The 21,511-nt window shown below is 65.1% G+C and carries 19 protein-coding genes; 10 read left to right on the forward strand and 9 right to left on the reverse strand.

Features of this window, described 5'->3' with window-relative positions:
* Positions 1–104 precede the first annotated feature (104 nt).
* Positions 105–1,337 (reverse strand): formyl-CoA transferase, encoded by a 1,233-nt coding sequence (frc, locus tag A9J21_RS16215; protein WP_066737378.1) that lies wholly within the window; start codon positions 1,335–1,337, stop codon positions 105–107.
* A gap of 424 nt (positions 1,338–1,761) precedes the next feature.
* Between frc (A9J21_RS16215) and sucC the strand changes: the two genes are divergently transcribed.
* Together sucC and sucD are read left to right on the forward strand one after the other, a co-directional pair.
* Positions 1,762–2,973 carry an ADP-forming succinate--CoA ligase subunit beta gene (gene sucC, locus A9J21_RS16220; protein WP_066737379.1) on the forward strand — a complete coding sequence of 404 codons (1,212 nt, stop codon included), beginning with the start codon at positions 1,762–1,764 and terminating at the stop codon, positions 2,971–2,973.
* A gap of 1 nt (position 2,974) precedes the next feature.
* The gene (gene sucD / locus A9J21_RS16225; protein WP_066737380.1) at positions 2,975–3,847 is read left to right on the forward strand and encodes a succinate--CoA ligase subunit alpha; all 873 of its coding nucleotides are present in this window, start codon (positions 2,975–2,977) and stop codon (positions 3,845–3,847) included.
* A gap of 69 nt (positions 3,848–3,916) precedes the next feature.
* Here sucD and A9J21_RS16230 read toward each other — a convergent pair whose 3' ends face one another.
* From A9J21_RS16230 to A9J21_RS16260, 7 genes are all read right to left on the reverse strand, one after another.
* On the reverse strand, positions 3,917–4,354 hold the full coding sequence (locus A9J21_RS16230) for a PAS domain-containing protein (protein ID WP_066737470.1): 438 nt from the start codon (positions 4,352–4,354) through the stop codon (positions 3,917–3,919).
* Between the two features lie 210 nt (positions 4,355–4,564).
* Positions 4,565–5,815 (reverse strand): formyl-CoA transferase, encoded by a 1,251-nt coding sequence (gene frc, locus A9J21_RS16235; RefSeq protein WP_066737381.1) that lies wholly within the window; start codon positions 5,813–5,815, stop codon positions 4,565–4,567.
* Positions 5,816–5,863: 48 nt separating this feature from the next.
* Complete coding sequence (gene oxc / locus A9J21_RS16240) at positions 5,864–7,597, reverse strand: oxalyl-CoA decarboxylase (protein WP_066737383.1); 1,734 nt, start codon at positions 7,595–7,597, stop codon at positions 5,864–5,866.
* 342 nt (positions 7,598–7,939) lie between these two features.
* Complete coding sequence (locus tag A9J21_RS16245) at positions 7,940–8,722, reverse strand: fumarylacetoacetate hydrolase family protein (protein WP_066737385.1); 783 nt, start codon at positions 8,720–8,722, stop codon at positions 7,940–7,942.
* Between the two features lie 111 nt (positions 8,723–8,833).
* On the reverse strand, positions 8,834–10,081 hold the full coding sequence (gene frc, locus A9J21_RS16250; protein WP_066737387.1) for a formyl-CoA transferase: 1,248 nt from the start codon (positions 10,079–10,081) through the stop codon (positions 8,834–8,836).
* Positions 10,082–10,490: 409 nt separating this feature from the next.
* Positions 10,491–11,210: a GntR family transcriptional regulator gene (locus A9J21_RS16255; RefSeq protein WP_066737389.1), complete on the reverse strand. Its 720-nt coding sequence runs from the start codon at positions 11,208–11,210 to the stop codon at positions 10,491–10,493.
* 219 nt (positions 11,211–11,429) lie between these two features.
* Positions 11,430–12,446, reverse strand: a complete 1,017-nt coding sequence (locus tag A9J21_RS16260; RefSeq protein WP_066737391.1) for a 2-dehydropantoate 2-reductase — start codon at positions 12,444–12,446, stop codon at positions 11,430–11,432.
* Positions 12,447–12,677: 231 nt separating this feature from the next.
* On the opposite strand from A9J21_RS16260, the gene A9J21_RS16265 reads away from it, so the two are divergent.
* On the forward strand, positions 12,678–13,439 hold the full coding sequence (locus tag A9J21_RS16265) for a TerC family protein (RefSeq protein WP_066737393.1): 762 nt from the start codon (positions 12,678–12,680) through the stop codon (positions 13,437–13,439).
* Between the two features lie 19 nt (positions 13,440–13,458).
* Here A9J21_RS16265 and paaX read toward each other — a convergent pair whose 3' ends face one another.
* Positions 13,459–14,391, reverse strand: coding sequence for a phenylacetic acid degradation operon negative regulatory protein PaaX (paaX, locus tag A9J21_RS16270; protein WP_082926459.1), 933 nt, complete (start codon positions 14,389–14,391; stop codon positions 13,459–13,461).
* Positions 14,392–14,504: 113 nt separating this feature from the next.
* On the opposite strand from paaX, the gene paaA reads away from it, so the two are divergent.
* From paaA to paaK, 7 genes are all read left to right on the forward strand, one after another.
* Positions 14,505–15,506, forward strand: a complete 1,002-nt coding sequence (gene paaA, locus A9J21_RS16275; protein WP_066737395.1) for a 1,2-phenylacetyl-CoA epoxidase subunit PaaA — start codon at positions 14,505–14,507, stop codon at positions 15,504–15,506.
* Between the two features lie 60 nt (positions 15,507–15,566).
* A complete protein-coding gene (paaB, locus tag A9J21_RS16280; RefSeq protein ID WP_066737396.1) occupies positions 15,567–15,848 on the forward strand; it encodes a 1,2-phenylacetyl-CoA epoxidase subunit PaaB in 282 nt (93 codons plus the stop codon).
* Positions 15,849–15,856: 8 nt separating this feature from the next.
* Entirely contained in the window at positions 15,857–16,618 is a 762-nt protein-coding gene (gene paaC / locus A9J21_RS16285) for a 1,2-phenylacetyl-CoA epoxidase subunit PaaC (protein WP_066737398.1), read from the forward strand.
* Positions 16,619–16,623: 5 nt separating this feature from the next.
* Complete coding sequence (gene paaD, locus A9J21_RS16290; RefSeq protein ID WP_066737473.1) at positions 16,624–17,157, forward strand: 1,2-phenylacetyl-CoA epoxidase subunit PaaD; 534 nt, start codon at positions 16,624–16,626, stop codon at positions 17,155–17,157.
* A gap of 25 nt (positions 17,158–17,182) precedes the next feature.
* Complete coding sequence (gene paaE, locus A9J21_RS16295; RefSeq protein WP_066737400.1) at positions 17,183–18,259, forward strand: 1,2-phenylacetyl-CoA epoxidase subunit PaaE; 1,077 nt, start codon at positions 17,183–17,185, stop codon at positions 18,257–18,259.
* 80 nt (positions 18,260–18,339) lie between these two features.
* On the forward strand, positions 18,340–20,010 hold the full coding sequence (paaN, locus tag A9J21_RS16300; protein WP_066737406.1) for a phenylacetic acid degradation protein PaaN: 1,671 nt from the start codon (positions 18,340–18,342) through the stop codon (positions 20,008–20,010).
* A gap of 57 nt (positions 20,011–20,067) precedes the next feature.
* A complete protein-coding gene (gene paaK / locus A9J21_RS16305) occupies positions 20,068–21,426 on the forward strand; it encodes a phenylacetate--CoA ligase PaaK (protein WP_066737408.1) in 1,359 nt (452 codons plus the stop codon).
* Positions 21,427–21,511 lie beyond the last annotated feature (85 nt).

Below are 21,511 nucleotides of genomic sequence, written 5' to 3' on the forward strand. Positions count from 1 at the left end.
CTCCGCCAATATTGAGGCGTGCAAAAGGGCAGACGCCCCGCGTCGGTTGACGCAGGCGGCGTGCGGACTGCTCTGGAGAAAATTTCGGGAAGTACCGGGCGGCGCTAGACCGCTCCGGCCGCCTTGAGCGCGGCAATCTGTGCCGGGGTGCGGCCCAGCCATTCGAGCACTTCATCGGTGTGCTCACCCAGCAACGGCGAGCGCTCGACTTCCACCGGCGAATCGGACAGCATGATCGGGCACCCCAGCTGTACGTACTTGCCGCGCTGCGGGTGATCCAGCTCCACCAGGTAGCCGCGCTCGTACAGCGAGCCGTCCTCGATCAGGTCCTTCATCGAGAGGATCGGGCCGCACGGCACGTCCACGTCGTTCAGGGCCGCCATGACCTCGAACTTGGTCCTGGTCCGGGTCCACTTCTCGACCACGCCAAAGCATTCGCCCAGGATCTTCAGGCGGGCCTCCGGCGTGGCGAAGTTCGGATGCGTGATCAGGTCTTCGCGCCCGCACAGGCGCATCAGGGGCTCCCAGCCCTGCGGCTGGATGATGACGTACACATAATCGTTGGCCCCACCCGGCGAACAGCGCAGCGCGGCACCGGGCTGGCCGCCGCCCGACGCGTTGCCGGCGCGCGGCACGAAATCGCCGAACTCCTGGTTCGGATATTCCTTGAGCGGGCCGGCCGCGAGCCGCTGCTGATCACGCAACTTCACACGGCACAGGTTCAGCACCGAATCCTGCATGGCCACTTCCACGCGCTGTCCGCGGCCGGACTTCTCGCGATGCAGCAGTGCGGCCAGGATGCCCACCACGCAATGCACCCCCGTGCCCGAGTCACCGATCTGCGCGCCGGTCACGGTGGGCTCGCCGTCGTCGGCGCCTGTGGTGCTGGCCGATCCGCCCATGCACTGGGCCACATTCTCGTAGGCCTTGCAGTCGACATAAGGGCCGGGGCCAAAGCCCTTGATCGAGGCGTAGATCAGACGCGGGTTCAACATCTGGATGCGGTCCCAATCGAAGCCGGCACGGTCCAGCACGCCCGGCCCGAAGTTCTCGACCAGCACATCGCACCGCTGCACCAGTTCCTCGAGCAAGGCCTTCCCCTCGGGCGTCTTCATATTGAGGGTCACGCTGCGCTTGTTGGAGTTCAGCATCGTGAAGTAGAGGCTGTCCGCGTTCGGCACGTCGCGCAACTGGCTGCGCGTGATGTCGCCCCGGCCGGGCAGTTCTACCTTGATCACATCGGCACCCAGCCAGGCCATCAGTTGCGTGGCCGACGGGCCGGCCTGCACATGGGTCATGTCCAGGATGCGAACTCCTTCCAGAGCCTTGTTGTTCATGGCGTTGTCTCCTTGAGTATTCTCGTGAAGGCAATGTCTATGCGGCCGGTCTGACTTGTTCGACCGGGATGCACCATTCGCGCCGCGCGGCGTCGACCTTGCTAAACACCGTATGTGATATATCACCACGCAACAAGAAGAAAATCGGCAGAACGCCAACTTTCGGTGCCGCGCCGCACCAAATCGGCGCCTTCCTATCCGCGAAAACCCGCAACAAAGAAAGCTTTGCGATCAATCGCGCATGATTGATGCGGTGGGCTTGTCATCGCATCAATCATGCTTGCGACAAGCTCATCCGAGCACCTTGTGAGGCACTTTTTTGTGGATTTTGTTGATATATTACATACCATATTTTAGGCTACAAAAAACTAGAACAACGGACACCGCCCTGCGCCACCCTGGCGCATCCCAAGCGAGGAGACACGTGAACATTCACGAACATCAGGCCAAGGAGTTGCTCAGGCGCCATGACGTGCCCGTACCGCAAGGCTGCGTAGCATTTACGCCAGACGAGGCCACCCATGCCGCCCGCAAACTGGGCGGCCCGGTCTGGGTGGTGAAGTCGCAGATCCACGCCGGCGGCCGCGGTGCCGGCCGCTTTGCCGGCGACGACTCGGGCAAGGGCGGCATACGCGTCGTGACGTCGATCGACGATGTGCATGCCAATGCCGGCCAGATGCTGGGCAAGACGCTGGTGACCCGGCAGACCGGCCCGGCCGGCCGGGTGGTACGGCGCCTCTATATCGAGAAGGCCTTCGACATCGCGCGCGAACTCTACCTGGGCATCCTGATCGACCGCACCACGGCGCGCGTCACCATCATGGTGTCCACCGAGGGCGGCATGGATATCGAGGAGATTGCCGCGCGCACCCCCGAGAAGATCCTGAAGGTGGCGATCGACCCGGCCAGCGGGATCCAGCCGTTTCATGCACGCCGGCTGGCGTTTGGTCTCGGGCTGACCGGCAAGCAAGTGGACGCGGCCACGCGGTTCATCCTGTCCACCTATCGGGCGTTCACCGAACTCGACGCGTCGGTCGTCGAGATCAATCCGCTGGTGGTCACCGACAGCGGCGACATGCTGGCACTCGACGCCAAGTTCAGTTTCGACGACAACGCCCTCTTCCGTCATCCCGAGATCGAGGCCATGCGCGACGAGAGCGAGGAAGATTCGGCCGAGACCGAGGCCGCCCGCCACGGGCTGAGCTACGTGCGCCTGGACGGCAATATCGGCTGCATGGTGAACGGCGCCGGCCTGGCCATGGCCACCATGGACATCATCAAGCGCTACGGCGCCGAGCCAGCCAACTTCCTGGACGCGGGAGGCGGCGCCACCAGGGAGCGCGTGACGGCCGCCTTCCGGCTGATCCTGGCCGATCCCAAGGTGGAAGGCATCCTGGTGAACATCTTCGGCGGCATCATGCGCTGCGACGTGATCGCCGAAGGCGTGGTGGCGGCGGCGCGCGAAGTGGACCTGACCGTGCCGCTGGTGGTGCGGCTGGAAGGCACCAATGTCGACCTGGGCAGGCAGATCCTGCGCGATTCGGGCCTGCCGATCAAATCCGCCAGCCATCTGGCCGATGCAGCCGAAAAGGTGGTGGCGGCCGTGCGTGCCACGCAGGAAAAAGGAGGCAACTGACATGGCTGTGCTGATCGACCAGAACACGCGCGTGATCTGCCAGGGCTTTACGGGCGCGCAAGGCACGTTCCATTCGGAACAGGCGCTGGCCTATGGCACGAAGATGGTCGGAGGCGTCACCCCCGGCAAGGGCGGCGAGTCGCACCTGGGCCTGCCGGTCTTCGATACCGTGGCCGCCGCGGCCGATGCCACCGGCGCCGACGCATCTGTCATCTACGTGCCGCCGCCATTCGCCGCCGACGCCATCCTCGAAGCGGTGGATGCCGGCATTGCGCTGATCGTCTGCATTACCGAAGGTATTCCCGTGATGGACATGGTGCGCGTCAAGCGTGCATTGTCTGGCACCGGCAGCCGCCTGGTGGGGCCGAACTGCCCCGGCGTGATCTCGCCGGGCCAATGCAAGATCGGCATCATGCCGGGGCACATCCATACGCCGGGCAGGATCGGCGTGGTGTCGCGCTCGGGCACGCTGACCTATGAGGCCGTGGCGCAGACCACGGCGGCCGGACTGGGGCAGTCGACCTGCATCGGCATTGGCGGCGACCCGGTCAACGGTACCGACTTCATCGACTGCCTGGAGATGTTCCTGGCCGACGACCAGACAGAAGGCATCATCATGATCGGCGAGATCGGCGGGTCGGCGGAAGAAGACGCGGCACGGTTCCTGCGCGATGCACGCCCGCGCAAACCCGTGGTGGGCTTTATCGCCGGCACCTCCGCGCCACCGGGACGCCGCATGGGCCATGCCGGCGCGATCATTTCGGGCGGCACGGGCACGGCGGAGGCCAAGATCGACGCCATGCGCGCGGCCGGCATCCAGGTGGCCGCTTCGCCGGCGGAACTGGGGGCGACCATGGCCGCAGCCATGCGCTAGCGATCGACAAAGCAAACGGGGCGCCATCAAGCGCCCCGCATCACGTCCCGCCTCGGTGATTCAGCGGGCTCAGGCCGCGGCGCCTGCCTTGGCTTCCAGCTCCGTAATGCGTTTGCGCAGCGCGCGCTCTTCCTGGAAGCGCACGGTCTCGTCGCGGATCACCGCCACGATGCCGGTGACCTCCCCGCCTTCCCCGTGCAGCAGCGCCACGGTAAAGGCGATCGACATCGCATCGCCCTTCTTGTTGATCGCCGGCACCTTGAGCAGGTCATGGCCGTAGCGGGTCTGGCCCGTTGCCATGGTCTTGTCGTAGCCCTCCCAGTGACGCGCGCGCAGGCGCTCGGGAATGATCAGGTCCAGCGACTTGCCCAGCGCTTCTTCCTGGGTATAGCCGAACATGTACTCCGCGGCCGGGTTCCACAGCGTGATGGCCCCGTCGGGGCCGGAGATGATGACGGCGTCGCCGATGGCGGACACCAGCTGTTCGTAGTCGATTGCAGTCTGCATGGTCATTCCTGAGGAATGGGGATTGGCCCGGTTCAGCGCCCGGGGCCCAGGCTGTCATTGTGGCACTGCCGGCACCGGGAGCCCATTGGATGGGCCCATCGGCTCAGCCGGCAGCTGGTCATTCAGGTCAGGCGTCCAGCTGAAATGGAAAAGGCGCCGGGGATGCGTGGTGCGTCCGCTCCACGCATCCCGGCAGCGCCGTTATCCGGCTCAGATCACCTGCGACTCGCGCAGGCGGGCGATTTCCTCTGCGTCGTAGCCCAGGCCGGACAGCACTTCCTCGCTGTGCTCGCCCAGCAGCGGCGAACCCGTGATTTCCGGCTTCATGTCCGAGAACTTGATCGGGCTGCCCACGGTCAGGTACGTACCACGTTGCTTGTGCGGGACTTCCACGATCGAGCCGCTCTTGCGCAGCGATTCATCGGCCGCGATTTCCTTCATCGACAGCACCGGCGAGCACGGGATATCGAACTTGCGCAGGATGTCCACCGCTTCGTACTTGGTCTTGTCGGCGAGCCACTCTTCGATGGTGTTGAAGATTTCGAAGATGTGCGGCTGGCGGGCCTTGGCCGTGTTGTAGTTCGGATCGTTGATCCACTCTTCCCGGCCCAGTGCCTTGCAGATCGGCTCCCAGGCATGGCCCTGGACGGTGAAGTAGATATAGGCGTTGGGATCGGTCTCCCAGCCCTTGCACTTCAGCACCCAGCCCGGCTGGCCGCCACCGCCGGCGTTGCCGCCACGGGGCACCACGTCGCTGAACGTGCCGTGCGGGTACTGGGGATACTCTTCCAGATAGCCCAGGGCGTCCAGGCGCTGCTGGTCGCGCAGCTTCACGCGGCACAGGTTCAGCACGGCGTCCTGCATCGACACGGCCACCTTCTGGCCCTTGCCGGTCTGCTGGCGCCCGATGATCGCGGTCAGGATGCCGATCGCCAGGTGCATGCCGGTGTTCGAGTCACCCAGGGCAGCGGCCGACACGGTCGGCGGGCCGTCCCAGAAGCCGGTGGTCGATGCGGCACCGCCGGCGCATTGCGCCACGTTCTCGTAGACCTTCAGGTCTTCGTAGTGGTGGCCGTCACTGAAGCCCTTGACCGATGCCACGATCATCATCGGGTTCAGTTCGTTGATGCGCGCCCACGAGAAGCCCATGCGGTCCAGCGCACCCGGGCCGAAGTTCTCGACCAGCACGTCCGATTCGCGGATCAGCTGTTCCAGGATCTTCTTGCCTTCCGGCTTCTTGGTGTCCAGCGTCAGCGAGCGCTTGTTGCTGTTCAGCATCGTGAAGTACAGCGCGTCGGCGTCGGGCTGGTCACGCAGCTGCGTGCGGGTCACGTCGCCGGAGCCGGGGCGCTCCACCTTGATGACGTCCGCACCGAACCATGCGAGAAGTTGCGTGCAGGCGGGGCCGGCCTGGACATGCGTGAAGTCGATGATCTTGATACCGCTCAGTGGTAAGTTCACGTTCGCTCTCCCGTTGGAATAGAGGGTGAAATTCAGGTGGTTGGCTGTTTACTTGCTGGCCGAGCTTTGCGGATTCAGGTTGGTCAGGCGACCGCTTTCGGTACCCGCGGCCGGATCGATGACGGCGTTGATCAGCGTGGGCTTGCCCGACCGCAGCGCTTCGTTCACGGCCGATTCGAGTTCCGCCGGCGTGGTCACGTTGTGACCAACGCCACCGAACGCTTCCATCATCTTGTCGTAGCGCGCACCCGGGACGAACATCGTGACCGCGGGGTCCTTGCCGCCGGTCGGGTTCTTGTCGATGCCCTTGTAGACGCCGTTGTTGTTGAAGACCACGATGCAGACCGGCAGGTCGTAGCGGCAGATCGTCTCGACCTCCATGCCCGAGAAACCGAATGCGCTGTCGCCGCACACCGCCAGTACCGGCTTGCTGGTCTCGACCGCCGCAGCCACCGCGTAGCCCATGCCCACGCCCATCACGCCCCAGGTGCCCACGTCCAGGCGCTTGCGCGGCTCGTACATGTCGATCACGGCGCGAGCGTAGTCCAGCGTGTTGGCGCCTTCGTTGACAAACGAGATGCTCGGATTGGCCTTGACGACGTCCTTCAGCACGCGCAGCGCGCTGTGGAAGTTCATCGGCGACGTCTCCTTGGCCAGGGTCTCGGCCATCTTCGCCAGGTTCTTTTCCTTGCGTTCGTCCACCGCGTTCAGCCAGTCGGCGCCCGGCTTGGCGAAGTCGTTGCCGATCTTGCCCAGCAGTGCCGATACGCACGAACCGATATCACCCACCACCGGTGCGGCGATGGCGACGTTGCTGTCCATCTCGGTCGGCGAGATGTCGATCTGGATGAACTGCTTCGGCTTGCCCCAGGTCTTGCCCTTGCCGTGCGACAGCAGCCAGTTCAGGCGCGCGCCCACCAGCACCACGACGTCGGCTTCCGCCAGCACATATGACCGTGCGGCCGAGGCCGATTGCGGGTGGGTATCGGGCAGCAGGCCCTTGGCCATGGACATCGGCAGGTACGGAATGCCGGTCTTCTCGACCAGCGCGCGGATATCGGCATCGGCGCGTGCGTAGGCGGCACCCTTGCCCAGCAGGATCAGCGGACGCTTGGCGGTCTTCAGCAGTTCGACGGCGCGGTCGACCGAATCCGGTGCCGGCAGCTGGCGCGGGGCCGGGTCCACCACCTTGATCAGCGACTTGCGGCCTTTTTCGGCTTCCATCGACTGGGCCAGCAGCTTGGCCGGCAGGTCCAGGTATACACCGCCCGGGCGGCCCGATACGGCGGCGCGGATGGCGCGGGCCACACCGACACCGATATCTTCGGCGTGCAGCACGCGGAAGGCGGCCTTGGCGTGCGGGCGGGCGATGGCAAGCTGGTCCATCTCTTCGTAGTCGCCCTGCTGCAGGTCAACGATCTCGCGCTCGCTGGAGCCGCTGATCAGGATCATCGGGAAGCAGTTGGTGGTCGCGTTGGCCAGCGCCGTCAGCCCGTTCAGGAAGCCCGGCGCGGACACGGTCAGGCAAACCCCCGGCTTTTGCGTCAGGAAGCCGGCAATCGCCGCGGCGTTGCCTGCGTTCTGCTCATGACGGAAGCTGATGACGCGCATGCCGTTGGCCTGCGCCAGGCGGGCCAGATCGGTGACCGGAATGCCAGGCAGGCCGTAGATGTTTTCGATGCCGTTCAGCTTCAGCGCGTCGATGACCAGATGAAAACCATCGGTTTGTGCCTGCTGCTCTTCTGCAGCGTGACGCTGCAGTTCGTTTCCGACTTCTGCCATGGTTGCTTCCTTCTATGCAAATTGACGGGATTGGAATTTCTCTTCTTCAGGGTGTCCGTAGCGGTCGCGCTTGCGTTCCGCCTGGCTACTTCGGACAAATCGGCACGGTGTCTCCTCCGTTTCGATCCCCTGTATTCGATAACGCTGAAATACGGTATGTAATATATCAAAGATCGGCAAGAGATTTCCCATTATTTCGACGAACTTTCGTCGGTGCACTGCAGCATTTCGTGAAAATTAGAAGCAAATTAAGGGGAATTACCGATCCCGGAACTGCATGCCCTGGCTGGTCTGGCTGATGCCAGGGCACCTGCTGCCCTGCGCGACTGGGCCGAACCGGCCTCAACCGCGCATATGGTTGACCAGCGAGCCAATGCCGCGGATCGACACCTCCACCACCGAGCCGTCCTTCATTGACCCGACGCCGATCGACGTGCCAACGGCGATCACGTCGCCCGGCATCAACGTCATGTCCTGCGACAAGCGGCTGACCTGCTCTTCTGGCGAAAAAACGATGTCTGACAGCGGATAGTTCTGGCGCTCGTTCCCATCCAGGCGCGTCACCACGCTGGCGCTGCGCCAGTCAAAGCCGGACACGATGGCCGGACCGATACAACCGAAGGTGTCGGCCCCCTTGGCCCGCGTCCACTGCGGGAAATTCGGATCGGCATTGAGCAGCTCGCCCGCCGTGACGTCATTGACGATGGTGTAGCCAAAGATGTGCGAGGCGGCGTCGCTCAACGGGACATTGCGGCATTCGCGGCCGATGACGATGCCAAGCTCGCCTTCATAGGCGATCTTGCCGGTGTATCCGCTCGGGCGAAGGATGGCGTCGCCGGGGCCGGCCAGCGAACTGGCCGGCTTCAGCAGGAACAGCGGATGCACGGGCACCGTTTTTTCCAGCCGGGCTGCGAGGGCGTGAAAATTGTTCCATAGCGCCACGATCTTGCCGGGCTGGCACGGGGCCACCAGTTCCAGCGAGGCGTAGCTGTAGGTGTTGCCCGTGGGACGGGGATCGGTATAGCCAGGGCCATCGCATTCGATGACGCGATCGGCATCGCCATCGTCGAGGCGGCCGTAAGCGATGTCACCGTCAGGACGGCGGAAGCGAATCCAGGTTTGCACGGCAGAGTTCCTCCGGCAGGCGCGTCTTTGCGGCGCCTGCGCTCTCAGCAGACATTGGGGCCCCTCCCGGGGGCCGTGGAAACAGCTAACAGGTGGCCGGGCGGCCTCGGGTCAGACCGCTCCCGCCACGCGCAGCGCCGCGATCTGTGCGGGCGAGCGTCCCAGCCATTCGAGGATCTCGTCGGTGTGCTCGCCCAGCAGCGGCGAGCGCTCCACGCTCACCGGCGAATCGGACAACGTGATCGGCGAGCCAAGCTGCACGTACTTGCCGCGCGTCGGATGCTCCAGTTCCACGAGGTAGCCGCGCTCGTACATCGACTTGTCTTCGATCAGGTCCTTCATCGACAGGATCGGGCCGCACGGCACATCCACCTCGTTGAGCGCGTTCATCACCTCGAACTTGGTACGGCCCAGCGTCCATTGCTCGATGATGCCGAAGCACGCGGTCAGCTTCTTCAGGCGCACTTCCGGCGTGGCGAACTCCGGATCGGTGATCAGGTCTTCGCGGCGGCACAGGCGCATCAGCGGCTCCCAGCCCTGCGGCTGGATGATCACGTAGACGTAGTCGTTCGGGCCGCCCGGTGCGCAGCGCAGCGCAGCGCCCGGCTGGCCGCCGCCGGAGGCATTGCCGGCGCGCGGCACATGGTCGTCGAACTGGTCGTTGGGGTACTCGCGCAGCGGGCCGGCATCCAGGCGCTGCTGGTCGCGCAGCTTCACGCGGCACAGGTTCAGCACGGCATCCTGCATGGCGACTTCCACGCGCTGGCCGCGGCCCGAATGCTCGCGCTGCAGCAGAGCGGCCAGGATGCCCACCACGCAGTGCACACCGGTACCCGAATCGCCGATCTGCGCACCGGTCACCGTCGGCATGCCGGCGGCCTCGCCGGTCGTCGAAGCCGAACCGCCCATGCACTGCGCCACGTTCTCGTAGGCCTTGCAGTCCTGGTACGGGCCGGGACCGAAGCCCTTGATCGACGCATAGATCATGCGCGGATTCAGGTTCTGGATATGGTCCCAGTCAAACCCGGCGCGGGCCAGCACGCCCGGGCCGAAGTTCTCGATCAGCACGTCGCTCTGCTGGATCAGGTCCTCAAGCAGCGCCTTGCCTTCCGGCGTCTTCATATTGAGCGTCAGGCTGCGCTTGTTGCTGTTCAGCATGGTGAAGTACAGGCTGTCGGCGTTCGGCACGTCGCGCAACTGGCTGCGCGTGATGTCACCGCGTCCGGGCATTTCGACCTTGATCACGTCGGCCCCCATCCAGGCCATCAGCTGCGTGGCCGAGGGGCCGGCCTGCACGTGAGTCATGTCCAGGATGCGAATACCGTCCAGGGCTTTGCGTTCGTTATGGGTGTCGGCCATGCTGCGTCTCCTGATGTGTGTTTTGCTCTGTTGACATACAGTATGTGGTATATCACGAAGACGCAAGGGGGTTTAAACCCGAATCCGGGAGGTTTCGATGATGCGTTGCAGCAAATGCGGATGGAGGCCGACAACGGCCGGCAGCCAGCGCGCGTATCAAGCGCTGGCGATGACTGGCAAAGCGGTGAAAATGACATCCTCGAACGGGATGCCGGGGCAGGAAAACGGTCAGCCACCAGCAGTTGGTTGTGGCGGCAGGCAGGATTCGAAGTCTTCCGCCGCGCGGGGGCGCGGCGGGGCAAGTGGGCGGGGTGCAGCAACGTGGCGCGACATGGCGCTTGTCAGCATGGCACCGCCCTCGCCTCACCGATGGGTCCTGGCAAAGGCGAGCGCATGGCGCGACCGGCCGTCAGTCCAGGAAATCGCAGTTCTTTTCCACGTACTCGGCCAGGTCCAGCGAATGCTGGCGCACCAGCCGTTCGGCCAGTTCCGTATCGCGCTTTTCCAGGGCTTCGATAATCCGCAGATGATCGACGATGGAGCGCGCCGCACGGTCGCTCTGCGAGATCGTCATTTTCCGAATCGCTCGCACATGGACAAAGATGTTCTTGATCTGGTCCATGATGACCTGCGACTTCGACAGCTGCACGATCGCCTGGTGGAACACGATATTGGCGTCGGAGTATTCCTCGATATGCTCGGCCGGCGTTGAATCGCGGAAGCTGTCGAACATATGGCGCAGCTTGCCGATTTCCTCGTCGGTGGCATTCTGCGTGGCCAGGCGCGCCGCCATGCTTTCCAGCGCGGCCCAGACCTGGATCATCTCGACGATTTCACGCTTGGTCTTGCGGGTGATATAGATCCCGCGGCGCGGCACCGTGCGCAGGAACCCTTCCTGCTCCAGCAGTGTCATGGCCTCGCGGATCGGCGTGCGGCTTACGCCCAGCGCTTCGGACAGTACGCGTTCGTCAAGCCGGACTTCGTCGCGCGATTGGTAGATGTCGGCGTCGGCAATGGCCTGGCGCAGCATTGCGTACGCCTGGTCGCGCAGGCTGGCGCCGGCGTTGATCGGTTGCAGCGACAGGGACAGCCCTTGCGGCTGGACTTCAGGTTGGCTTTGGGCAGACATGAATGCACTCGTCAGTGGCCGGTGCCCCGGACGCCGGTCTGGCGTCCGGTGGCACGCGTCCCGTGAACGTCATGGCACCAGTTTGGCATGGCGCCATGCGTTCCGCTCATCAATCTGGCGTGTTTCCGCGCCACACTGCGAGGCAAGGGACGAATCCGGCCTTTCGTATATGGTATATCACAATGACGGCACTGCCGAAGGTCATTGCCCTCGTTTCGATCAGGCGGCCTTGGCCACCTTGACCGGTTCGGCGCTGGCTGCAAGCGCCACCTGGGCCATGCGGTCGCGCTGCTTGATCAGGCCCAGCACCGCATCGATCATCGGCGTGGGCTGCCCGATCATCCGGCCCATTTCCTGAACCACGGTCAGCAGCGGATCGATCTCCATGGCCCGGCCCGCCTCCAGGTCCTGCAGCATCGACGTCTTGTGCGCCCCAACCGCGCCCGCGCCATCGATGCGCCGTTCCACATCCACCCGGAAATGAACGCCGAAGCGCTCGGCGATGTCCTTGGCTTCGAGCATCATCTGCTTCGACAACGCACGCGTGGCCGGATCGGACGTGATGATGTCCAGCGTGCCATGTGTCAGCGCGCTGATCGGGTTGAAGCAGAGATTGCCCCACAGCTTGAGCCAGATCTCGTCACGGATGTTGTCGCGCACCGGCGCGTCCAGGTCGGCCTTTGCCATCATCTCCGCCAGGCGGGTCACGCGCTCCGAACGGGTGCCGTCCGGCTCGCCAATCGGGAATTTCTTGCCGTAGACGTGCTTGATGACGCCGGGCGACACGATCTCGGCCGCCGGATACAGCACGCAGCCAATGGCGCGCTCCGGCCCCAGGCCCTGCCACTGCTTGCCGCCCGGGTCCACGCTTTCCAGGGTCCGGCCGGCGAATTCGCCGCCATGCTTGTGGAAATACCAGTAGGGAATGCCGTTGACGCCGGTCACCACGGCGGTCTCGGGCCCCAGCAGCGGCTGCATCAGGTCCACCACGCCGGGCACCTGGTGCGCCTTCAAAGTGATGAATACGTAATCTTGCGGGCCGAGTTCACGCGGATCGCTGGTGCAACGAACCTTGGCGACGCGCTCCTCGCCCTCGATCTGCAGGCGCACGCCGTTGGCCTGCATGGCCGCCAGATGGGGCCCCCGCGCGATAAAGCTGACATCGGCGCCCGCCAACGCCAGCTGGGCGCCCATGTAGCCGCCAATGGCTCCCGCTCCGTAGATACAGATCTTCATCGGTTGTCTCCTGATGGTTGTGATAGTGATGCGTAAAGTTCTTTGGTATATCACATACTATATTTCACAATCGCCATTCGACAACCTCGTTCTTTCACTCAGTGGTGCAGAACACGCTGTACCGGTTTCGCCGCGTGCAGGGTGTGTACTACCATGTCTACCGTTGTCCGCTTGCGGGCCGCCCTTCCGCTTCCCGGCCCTCTTCCACCGTCACGGAGATCTGGAGTCCGCATGGAAACACTGCTCGTACTGGCACGCGACCCGTCGGCCTGGGCCGCTTTGGCTACCCTGGTTGCCATGGAAATCGTGCTGGGCATCGACAATCTGATCTTTATTTCCATCCTGACCAACAAGCTCCCCGCGGAAAACCGGGAAAAGGCGCGCCGCATCGGTATTGGCCTGGCCCTGATCCTGCGGCTGGGGCTGCTTGCCACCATCGCCGTGATCGTGGCGCTGACCGAACCGGTCTTCACGGTGTTCGGCAAGGGCATTTCCTGGCGGGACATCATCCTGATTGCCGGTGGCGCCTTCCTGGTCTGGAAAGCCACGCGCGAAATCCACGAGCACGTGGCGCCCGAGGCCGAACACGAGGACGAACTGGCCGCTGCCCGCCCCGTGCCCGGCTTCGCTGCAGCCATCGGCCAGATCCTGGTGCTGGACCTGGTCTTTTCCATCGACAGCATCATTACCGCCGTAGGCATGACAGATCACATTCCGATCATGTTCGTGGCCGTGATCGCCGCCGTGACCGTGATGCTGGTGGCCGCCACCCCGCTTGCCAACTTCATCAATCGCAACCCGACCATCGTGATGCTGGCGCTGGCCTTCCTGATCATGATCGGCATGACGCTCATCGCCGACGGGCTGGGTCACCATGTGCCGAAGGGCTATATCTATACGGCGATGGCGTTCTCCACGGCCGTGGAGGGACTGAACATGCTCGCCCGGCGCCGGCGTGCGAAGGCTGGCAGCAAGGCTGTCGCACACGATTGACGGCAACAGGCTCAGGCGGCTATTCGTGAAAACGTGACGTGAACCGCTCGCGTAACACGCGCATGGGCGATTGAAAAATGCCGCCCTCCGTTTCCAGATACGCCCGCAGATGGGCCTCGCTGGCTGGCAACAGTGCGGCGTAGAGTGCACCGGTACCGGCCCGCGCCTCACGGCCGGGCCAGTCGGCCGGCAGCAGTTCATCGGGCAGCCCGGGGTCTCGCAACAGCACGCGGCGATATTCGTGGATCAGCAGGATGCGCACGAAAAACGCATCGGCCGCCGACAGTGACGGGGCTTCCTTGACCCACGAGGCAAAGCGCCTGACATACGCCTGCCACGCCTGCGCCACCTCCTTGAGCCGATAGGTCTGTTGGATCAGCTGTTCAAGCGGCCGCCGCGAGAACGCGGCCGCCGATTCGGCCACCATCACGGCCGCATGCTCGGCGGCGCCGGCGGCCGCCAGGATTTCTTCCAGCGAGCCCTGGTCGGCATTGGGGTGCGCGAACACCCCAGGCGCCACTGGCCCGAAGCCTTCCCAGAGCAGTTCCCTGCGCAATGGCTGCCGCATCGATGCCCTGGTGTCGTTGCGCAGCAGCACCAGCGTCCACTTGCCGTCCCATGCCGGCGACGCGCCCGCATAGATGCGCTTGCCCGCGTGCTGAACGCGTAGCAGGCCCGCATCGGACAGGCCGTAGAAACTCTTGCGGCCCACGCGCGTGGCCGCCAGCCAGTCGTCGGCCGCCAGCCGGAAGATTGCCGTGCGCACCAGACGGTTGCTCAGGCCAAACGGCGCCGACAGCGTGATCAGGCTGCCCAGCCAAGGCGCCTGCGGCCGCGGCGCAATCACATCGCCATACATCGTCACCAGCAGCGAGCCCGCCCCCAGTTTCAGCCCCTTCGACAGCCGGGCCACGGCAGGCGATACCCCCTCCGGCTTCAACACGTCAGGCATGGGTCTCCTTGCGCAAAGTGATACACACGAACTCGTTGAATGAGTCAAATCGTATCACTATGATCCTGATCAATGTCAGGCCTACGAACCTGACGCGAATCACGGAGACATGCATGTACGCGCAACTGGTCGATACCGGTGTCACGAAAGTCCGCACGGCGGACGACATGAGCGATGACGAACGCAGCTTCCAGCAGCGCATCGACGAAGGCATCCGCATCGAATCGAAGGACTGGATGCCCGACGCCTACCGACGCACACTGGTACGCCAGATCTCGCAGCACGCCCACTCGGAAATCGTGGGACAGCTGCCCGAAGGCAACTGGGTAACGCGCGCGCCGACGCTGGAACGCAAGGCCGTGCTGCTGGCAAAAATCCAGGACGAAGCGGGCCATGGGCTGTATCTATATAGCGCGGCGGAAACGCTTGGCGTGTCGCGCGACCAGATGCTGGCCGACCTGCATAGCGGAAAAGCCAAGTATTCGAGCATCTTCAATTACCCGACGCTGAACTGGGCCGACATCGGCGCCATCGGCTGGCTGGTGGACGGCTCGGCCATCATCAACCAGGTGCCGCTGTGCCGCTGCTCGTACGGCCCCTATGCCCGCGCCATGGTGCGCGTGTGCAAGGAAGAGTCGTTCCACCAGCGCCAGGGCTACGACATCCTGCTCAAGCTGTGCAACGGCACGGCCGAGCAGAAGCAGATGGCCCAGGACGCGCTGAACCGCTGGTGGTGGCCCGCGTTGATGATGTTCGGGCCGTCCGACGCCGATTCGCTGCACAGCGCGCAATCCGCGCAATGGCGCATCAAGCTGTTCTCGAACGATGCGCTGCGCCAGAAGATGGTGGACCAGACCGTGCCGCAGGCCGAGTTCCTGGGCCTGTCGATTCCCGACCCCGATCTGAAGTGGAACGACGAACGCGGCCACTACGACTTCGGCGCCATCGACTGGGACGAGTTCTACAACGTGATCCAGGGCAACGGCCCCTGCAATCGCGAACGTCTTGGCACCCGCGTCAAGGCCTGGCAGGACGGCGCGTGGTTCCGCGACGCACTGGCGGCCCACGCCGGCAAGCATTCCGCCGGACACCCGGTGGAACGCCAGGTCGCCTGACGCGCCCCTTTCCGCAATTCAGCGTTTCAGCATCCAGCACTCAACAAGCAGGAGACAGCCATGAGCGAATGGCCGCTTTGGGAAATCTTTATCCGCAGCCAGCACGGGCTGGCGCACAAGCATGTCGGCAGCCTGCACGCGGCCGACGCAGCCATGGCGATCAACAACGCCCGCGATGTCTACACGCGCCGCAACGAGGGCGTCAGCATCTGGGCCGTGCCGGCCACGCATATCGCCGCCAGCAGCCCGACCGACAAGGGCCCGCTGTTCGAACCGGCCAACAGCAAGGTCTATCGCCATCCCACGTTCTTTCCGATGCCGGAAGCGGTCAAGCACATCTGAGGCACGCCATGCAAGTCAGCAAGCAAGCAACCTTCGACTACCTGCTGCGCCTGGGCGATACCGCGCTGGTGCTGGGCCAGCGCCTGTCCGAATGGTGCGGCAAGGGCCCTGCGCTGGAGGAGGATATCGCGCTGACCAACGTCGCCCTGGACCTGATCGGCCAGGCGCGCATGTGGCTGTCCCATGCCGGTGAAGTGGAAGGCGCGTGCCGCACCGAAGACCAGCTCGCCTATCTGCGCGACGCGCACCAGTTCCGCAACCCGCTGCTGGTGGAGCAGCCCAACGGCAGCTATGCCGATACGCTGGCACGCCAGTTCCTGTTCGATACCTGGCACTATTACCTGCTCGACGCGCTGCGGCGGTCCAGCGATGCCGCCATCGCCGCCATCGCCGACAAGGCCGTCAAGGAAGTGGCCTATCACGCCCGCCGCAGCGCCGATCTGGTGGTGCGCCTGGGCGACGGCACGGCCGAAAGCCATCGCCGCATGCAGGACGCCATCGACCGCCTGTGGATGTACACCGGCGAGCTGTTCGACGCCGACAGCGTCGATGCCACCCTGATCGCGGCCGGCGTGGCCTGCGACCCCGCCGCGCTGCAGGCGCCCTGGCGCAAACAGGTGGCCGACGTACTGGAAGAAGCCACACTGGAAATGCCGGCCGATGGCTGGATGCAGCGCGGCGGCCACGCCGGGCGCCACTCCGAACACCTTGGCTTCCTGCTGGCCGAGATGCAGTTCCTGCAGCGCGCCTATCCCGGCGCCACGTGGTGAGCAGCATGCAGGCGCAGGCAATCGTCCATCCCCACGCCACGATGGCCCCAACCGCGGACACCATCTGGTCGTGGCTCGACACCATCCCCGATCCCGAGATTCCGGTGATCTCGGTCATCGATCTCGGCATCGTGCGTGGCGTGCACTGGGAAGCCGACACCTGCGTGGTGACGATCACCCCGACGTATTCGGGCTGTCCCGCCGTCACGCTGATCCGCGAGCAGATCGTGCAGGCGCTGGGCGAGCATGGCATCGGCCAGGTGGATGTGCGGCTGCAACTGGCGCCGGCCTGGACCACCGACTGGATGACCGCGCGTGGCCGGCAGCAGCTGGCCGGCTACGGCATTGCACCGCCCGCGCAGACTGTCATCGACATCAGCGGCATTACCCGCCGGCGCCAGCCCGCACCGAAGGTGGCATGCCCCCATTGCGGTTCGGCCCACACGCACCTGGTCAGCCAGTTCGGGTCCACGGCCTGCAAGGCGCTGTACCGCTGCGGCGACTGCCGCGAGCCGTTCGACTACTTCAAGGCGCATTGAGCCGCCGCGACCGGAAGACACTGACATGAGCACTTTCCATGCCCTGCGCGTGACCGATGTCACCAACGAGACGCGCGATGCCATCGCCGTGACCTTCGACGTCCCGCCGGAACTGGCCGAGACGTATCGCTACGCGCCCGGCCAGCACCTGACCGTGCGCACGCGCATTGCCGGCAACGAAGTGCGCCGCTCCTATTCGATCTGCGCCGCCGCGCAGGACCAGCGCCTGCGCATTGCCATCAAGCGCGTGGACGGCGGCCTGTTCTCGAACTGGGCTACCGCCACGCTGCGCGCCGGTTGCACGCTTGACGTGATGCCGCCGTCCGGCCATTTCAGCGTGCCGCTCGATGCCGGCCACCGCAAGCACTACGTGGGCTTTGCCGCTGGCAGCGGCATCACGCCGCTGCTGTCGATCATCGAAACCACGCTGCGTGCCGAGCCGGATAGCCGCTTCACGCTGTTCTACGGCAACCGCGCGTCGTCCACGGTGATCTTCAAGGAAGCACTCGAAGACCTGAAGGACACCTACCTGCACCGGCTAAACCTGGTCTTTATCCTGAGCCGCGAGACGCTCGACATCGACCTGTTCAACGGCCGCCTGGACGGCGCCAAGGCCGACGCGCTGCTCAAGCAGTGGGTGGACCCGGCCAGCATCGACGTGGCCTTTATCTGCGGCCCGCAGTCGATGATGGAAGGCGTATCCGACGCATTGAAGCAGAACGGCGTCGACCCCGCTCGCATCAAGCGCGAGCTGTTCGGCACCAGCGCGCCGGCCACCCGCGCGCCGCAGCCGCAAGGCGCCGCCGCCGGCAAGCAGGATTGCGAGGTCACGGTGATACAGGATGGCCGCTCGCGCCGCTTCACCGTGGCCCGGAACACCCAGACGGTGCTCGACGCCGCGCTGGAACAGGGCATCGAGCTGCCCTATTCGTGCAAGGGCGGCGTCTGTTCCACCTGCCGCTGCAAGCGCGTCTCGGGCGAAGTCGACATGGATGTGAACTTCGCGCTGGAAGACTACGAAGTGGCGCGCGGCTTCATCCTGAGCTGCCAGAGCTACGCCGTCAGCAGCAAGCTCGTGCTCGACTTCGATCAGGAAACCTGAGCGGCCCCCACACCCGCCCTGCCCCATCACAACGCCCTTCACGCTTCGGCGTAGACGATCTGGAAAATTTGGAGACCCCCGTGACCCACGCATTGTTCACCCGCCATCAGGCCATGCTCGACCAGGCGCTCGACGCCATCGACCAGCGCGGCTACTGGAGCCCGTTTTCCGAAATGCCGAGCCCCAGGGTCTATGGCGAAACGGCGGCCGACGACGGCAAGGCCGCGTTCGATGCACGCCTCGGGCAGCCGTTCGCGATCACGCAGCCTGGCACGACCGGCCAGGCTGGCCAGGAAGTTTCGCCCTACGGCCCGGCGCTTGGCGTGACCTATCCGCGCCCCGACCTGGACGCGCTCTTCGGCGCGATCGAAGCCGCCGCGCCCGCCTGGCGCGAGGCCGGCCCCACGACTTGGGTGGGCGTGGCACTGGAAATCCTGACCCGCCTGAACCGCCGCAGCTTCGAGATGGCCCACGCGGTCATGCACACCACCGGCCAGCCGTTCATGATGGCGTTCCAGGCTGGCGGCCCGCACGCACAGGATCGCGGACTGGAAGCCGTGGCCTATGCCTGGCAGGCGATGCGCGGCATCCCGGCCCGCGCCACCTGGGAAAAGCCGCAGGGCAAGAACCCGCCGTTGCGCATGGAGAAGACCTTCACGGTCGTGCCGCGCGGCATCGGCCTGGTCATCGGCTGCTGCACGTTCCCCACCTGGAACGGCTATCCGGGCCTGTTCGCCAGCCTGGCTACCGGCAATCCGGTGGTGGTCAAGCCGCATCCGGGCGCCATCCTGCCGCTGGCGATCACGGTGCAGATCGCCCGTGAAGTGCTGGCCGAAGCCGGCTTCAGCCCCGACATCGTCACGCTGGTCGCCAACAACCCGGACGAGCGCATGGCGTCCACGCTGGCGCTGCGCCCCGAGGTGCGGCTGATCGATTTCACGGGCAGCACGGCCAATGGCGAATGGCTCGAACGCAATGCCCATCAGGCGCTGGTCTACACCGAAAAGGCCGGGGTCAACCAGGTGGTCATCGATTCGACCGACGATCTGAAGGGCATGGTGCGCAATCTGGCCCTGTCGCTGGCGCTGTACTCGGGCCAGATGTGTACCGCGCCGCAAAACCTCTACATCCCGCGCGACGGCATCGATACGCCGGAGGGCCATGTCACGTTTGACGGCGTGGTCGCCGCACTGGGCGAGGCGCTGCAGAAGCTGACCGCCGATCCGGCCAAGGCCGTGGAGATCCTGGGCGCAATCCAGAACGACGGCGTGGCCCAGCGTATCGAGGCATCGCGCGCACTGGGCAAGGTCGTGCTGGACAGCCAGACCATCACCCATCCGCAGTTCCCCGAGGCACGCGTGCGCACGCCGCTACTGCTCAAGGTGGATGTGCGCGACGAAGACAAATTCACGCAGGAACTGTTCGGCCCCATCGCCTTCGTGATCGCCACCGACAGCACCGACCAGGCGATTGCCGTCGCGCGGCGCATTGCGAAGCAGCACGGCGCGCTGACGCTGTCGGGCTACAGCACGCAGCGCAACGTGGAATCGCAACTCGAAGACGCCGCGCTGGACGCGGGCGTGGCGCTGTCGCTGAACCTGACCGGCCCCGTGCTCGTCAACCAGTCGGCCGCCTTCAGCGACTTCCACGGCACCGGCGCCAATCCGGCCGCCAATGCCGCGCTGGCCGACACGGCGTTCGTCGCCAACCGCTTCCGGGTAATTCAGGCTCGCCGCCATCTGAAAGACTGAACCCCACGGCTTACGCCATCCCCACGATTCGCCCGACATACCCTGGAGGAGACACCCATGGTCCAGCGCGCCCCCCAAACCGACCTGCTCGATCCGATCGAGCATGCCAGCCGAGACGAACTCCAGGCACTGCAGCTGCAGCGCCTGAAATGGACGCTGCAACACGCTTACGACAACGTGCCGCACTACCGCCAGGCATTCGATGCTGCCGGTGTGCATCCCGGCGACCTGCGCCAGCTGTCCGACCTGTCGAAGTTTCCGTTCACCACCAAGAAGGAACTGCGCGACAACTATCCGTTCGGCATGTTTGCCGTGCCGCGCGAGCAGGTGGTGCGCGTCCACGCGTCGAGCGGCACCACCGGCCAGCCGACCGTGGTGGGCTATACCGCCAACGATATCGACACCTGGGCGACACTGGTGGCGCGCTCGATCCGCGCCGCTGGCGGCCGTCGTGGCGACCTGGTGCAGGTCTGCTACGGCTACGGGTTGTTCACCGGCGGGCTGGGGGCCCACTACGGCGCCGAGAAGCTGGGCTGCACCGTGATCCCGATGTCGGGCGGACAGACCGAGAAGCAGGTGCAGCTGATCCGCGACTTCAAGCCGCGCATCATCATGGTCACGCCGTCGTACATGCTGAACCTGATCGACGAAATGGCGCGCCAGGGCATGTCGCCGGCCGACAGCTCGCTGGAGATCGGCATCTTCGGCGCCGAGCCATGGACCGACGCCATGCGCCAGGAGATCGAGACACGCGCCGGCATCGACGCCGTGGACATCTACGGCCTGTCCGAGGTCATGGGCCCCGGTGTGGCCTGCGAGTGCATCGAGAGCAAGGACGGCCCGGTCATCTGGGAAGACCATTTCTACGCCGAGATCATCGACCCCGTGACCGGCGAAGTGCTGCCCGATGGCTCGGAGGGCGAACTCGTCTTCACGTCGCTGACCAAGGAGGCGCTGCCCGTGATCCGCTACCGCACGCGCGACCTGACGCGCCTGCTGCCGCCCACGTCGCGCGCCATGCGCCGCATCGGCAAGATCACCGGGCGTTCGGACGACATGCTGATCATCCGGGGCGTGAACGTGTTTCCGTCGCAGATCGAGGAACTGATCCTCAAGCAGCCCGAACTGGCACCGCACTACCAGCTGACCGTCACCCGCGACGGCCACCTCGACCGCCTGGCCGTGGCGGTTGAAGTGCGCCCCGAGGTCACGCATCGCCTGTCCGATGCCGACCGCGAGGCCCTGGGCGCCAGGCTGCGCGATGCGATCAAGACCAACGTCGGCATCACCACCCGCGTGGACGCCGTGCCGGCCGACCGCCTGGAGCGGACCTCCACCGGCAAGGCCCGGCGCGTGCTGGACCTGCGCACCGCCACAGCACCGGCCGCGCCGGAAGCGGTTCGCGCCGCCGCCTGACGCGCTTCCCCCCGATTACTCCTCGCCGTCGCCGCCCGCCACTCTCGCGGGCGGCAGGCCGCAACGCCTCGTCAGAAGGCCTGCC

Origin of the sequence: Cupriavidus sp. D384, assembly GCF_001652915.1 — a bacterium.
In the GTDB taxonomy this organism is placed as follows: domain Bacteria; phylum Pseudomonadota; class Gammaproteobacteria; order Burkholderiales; family Burkholderiaceae; genus Cupriavidus.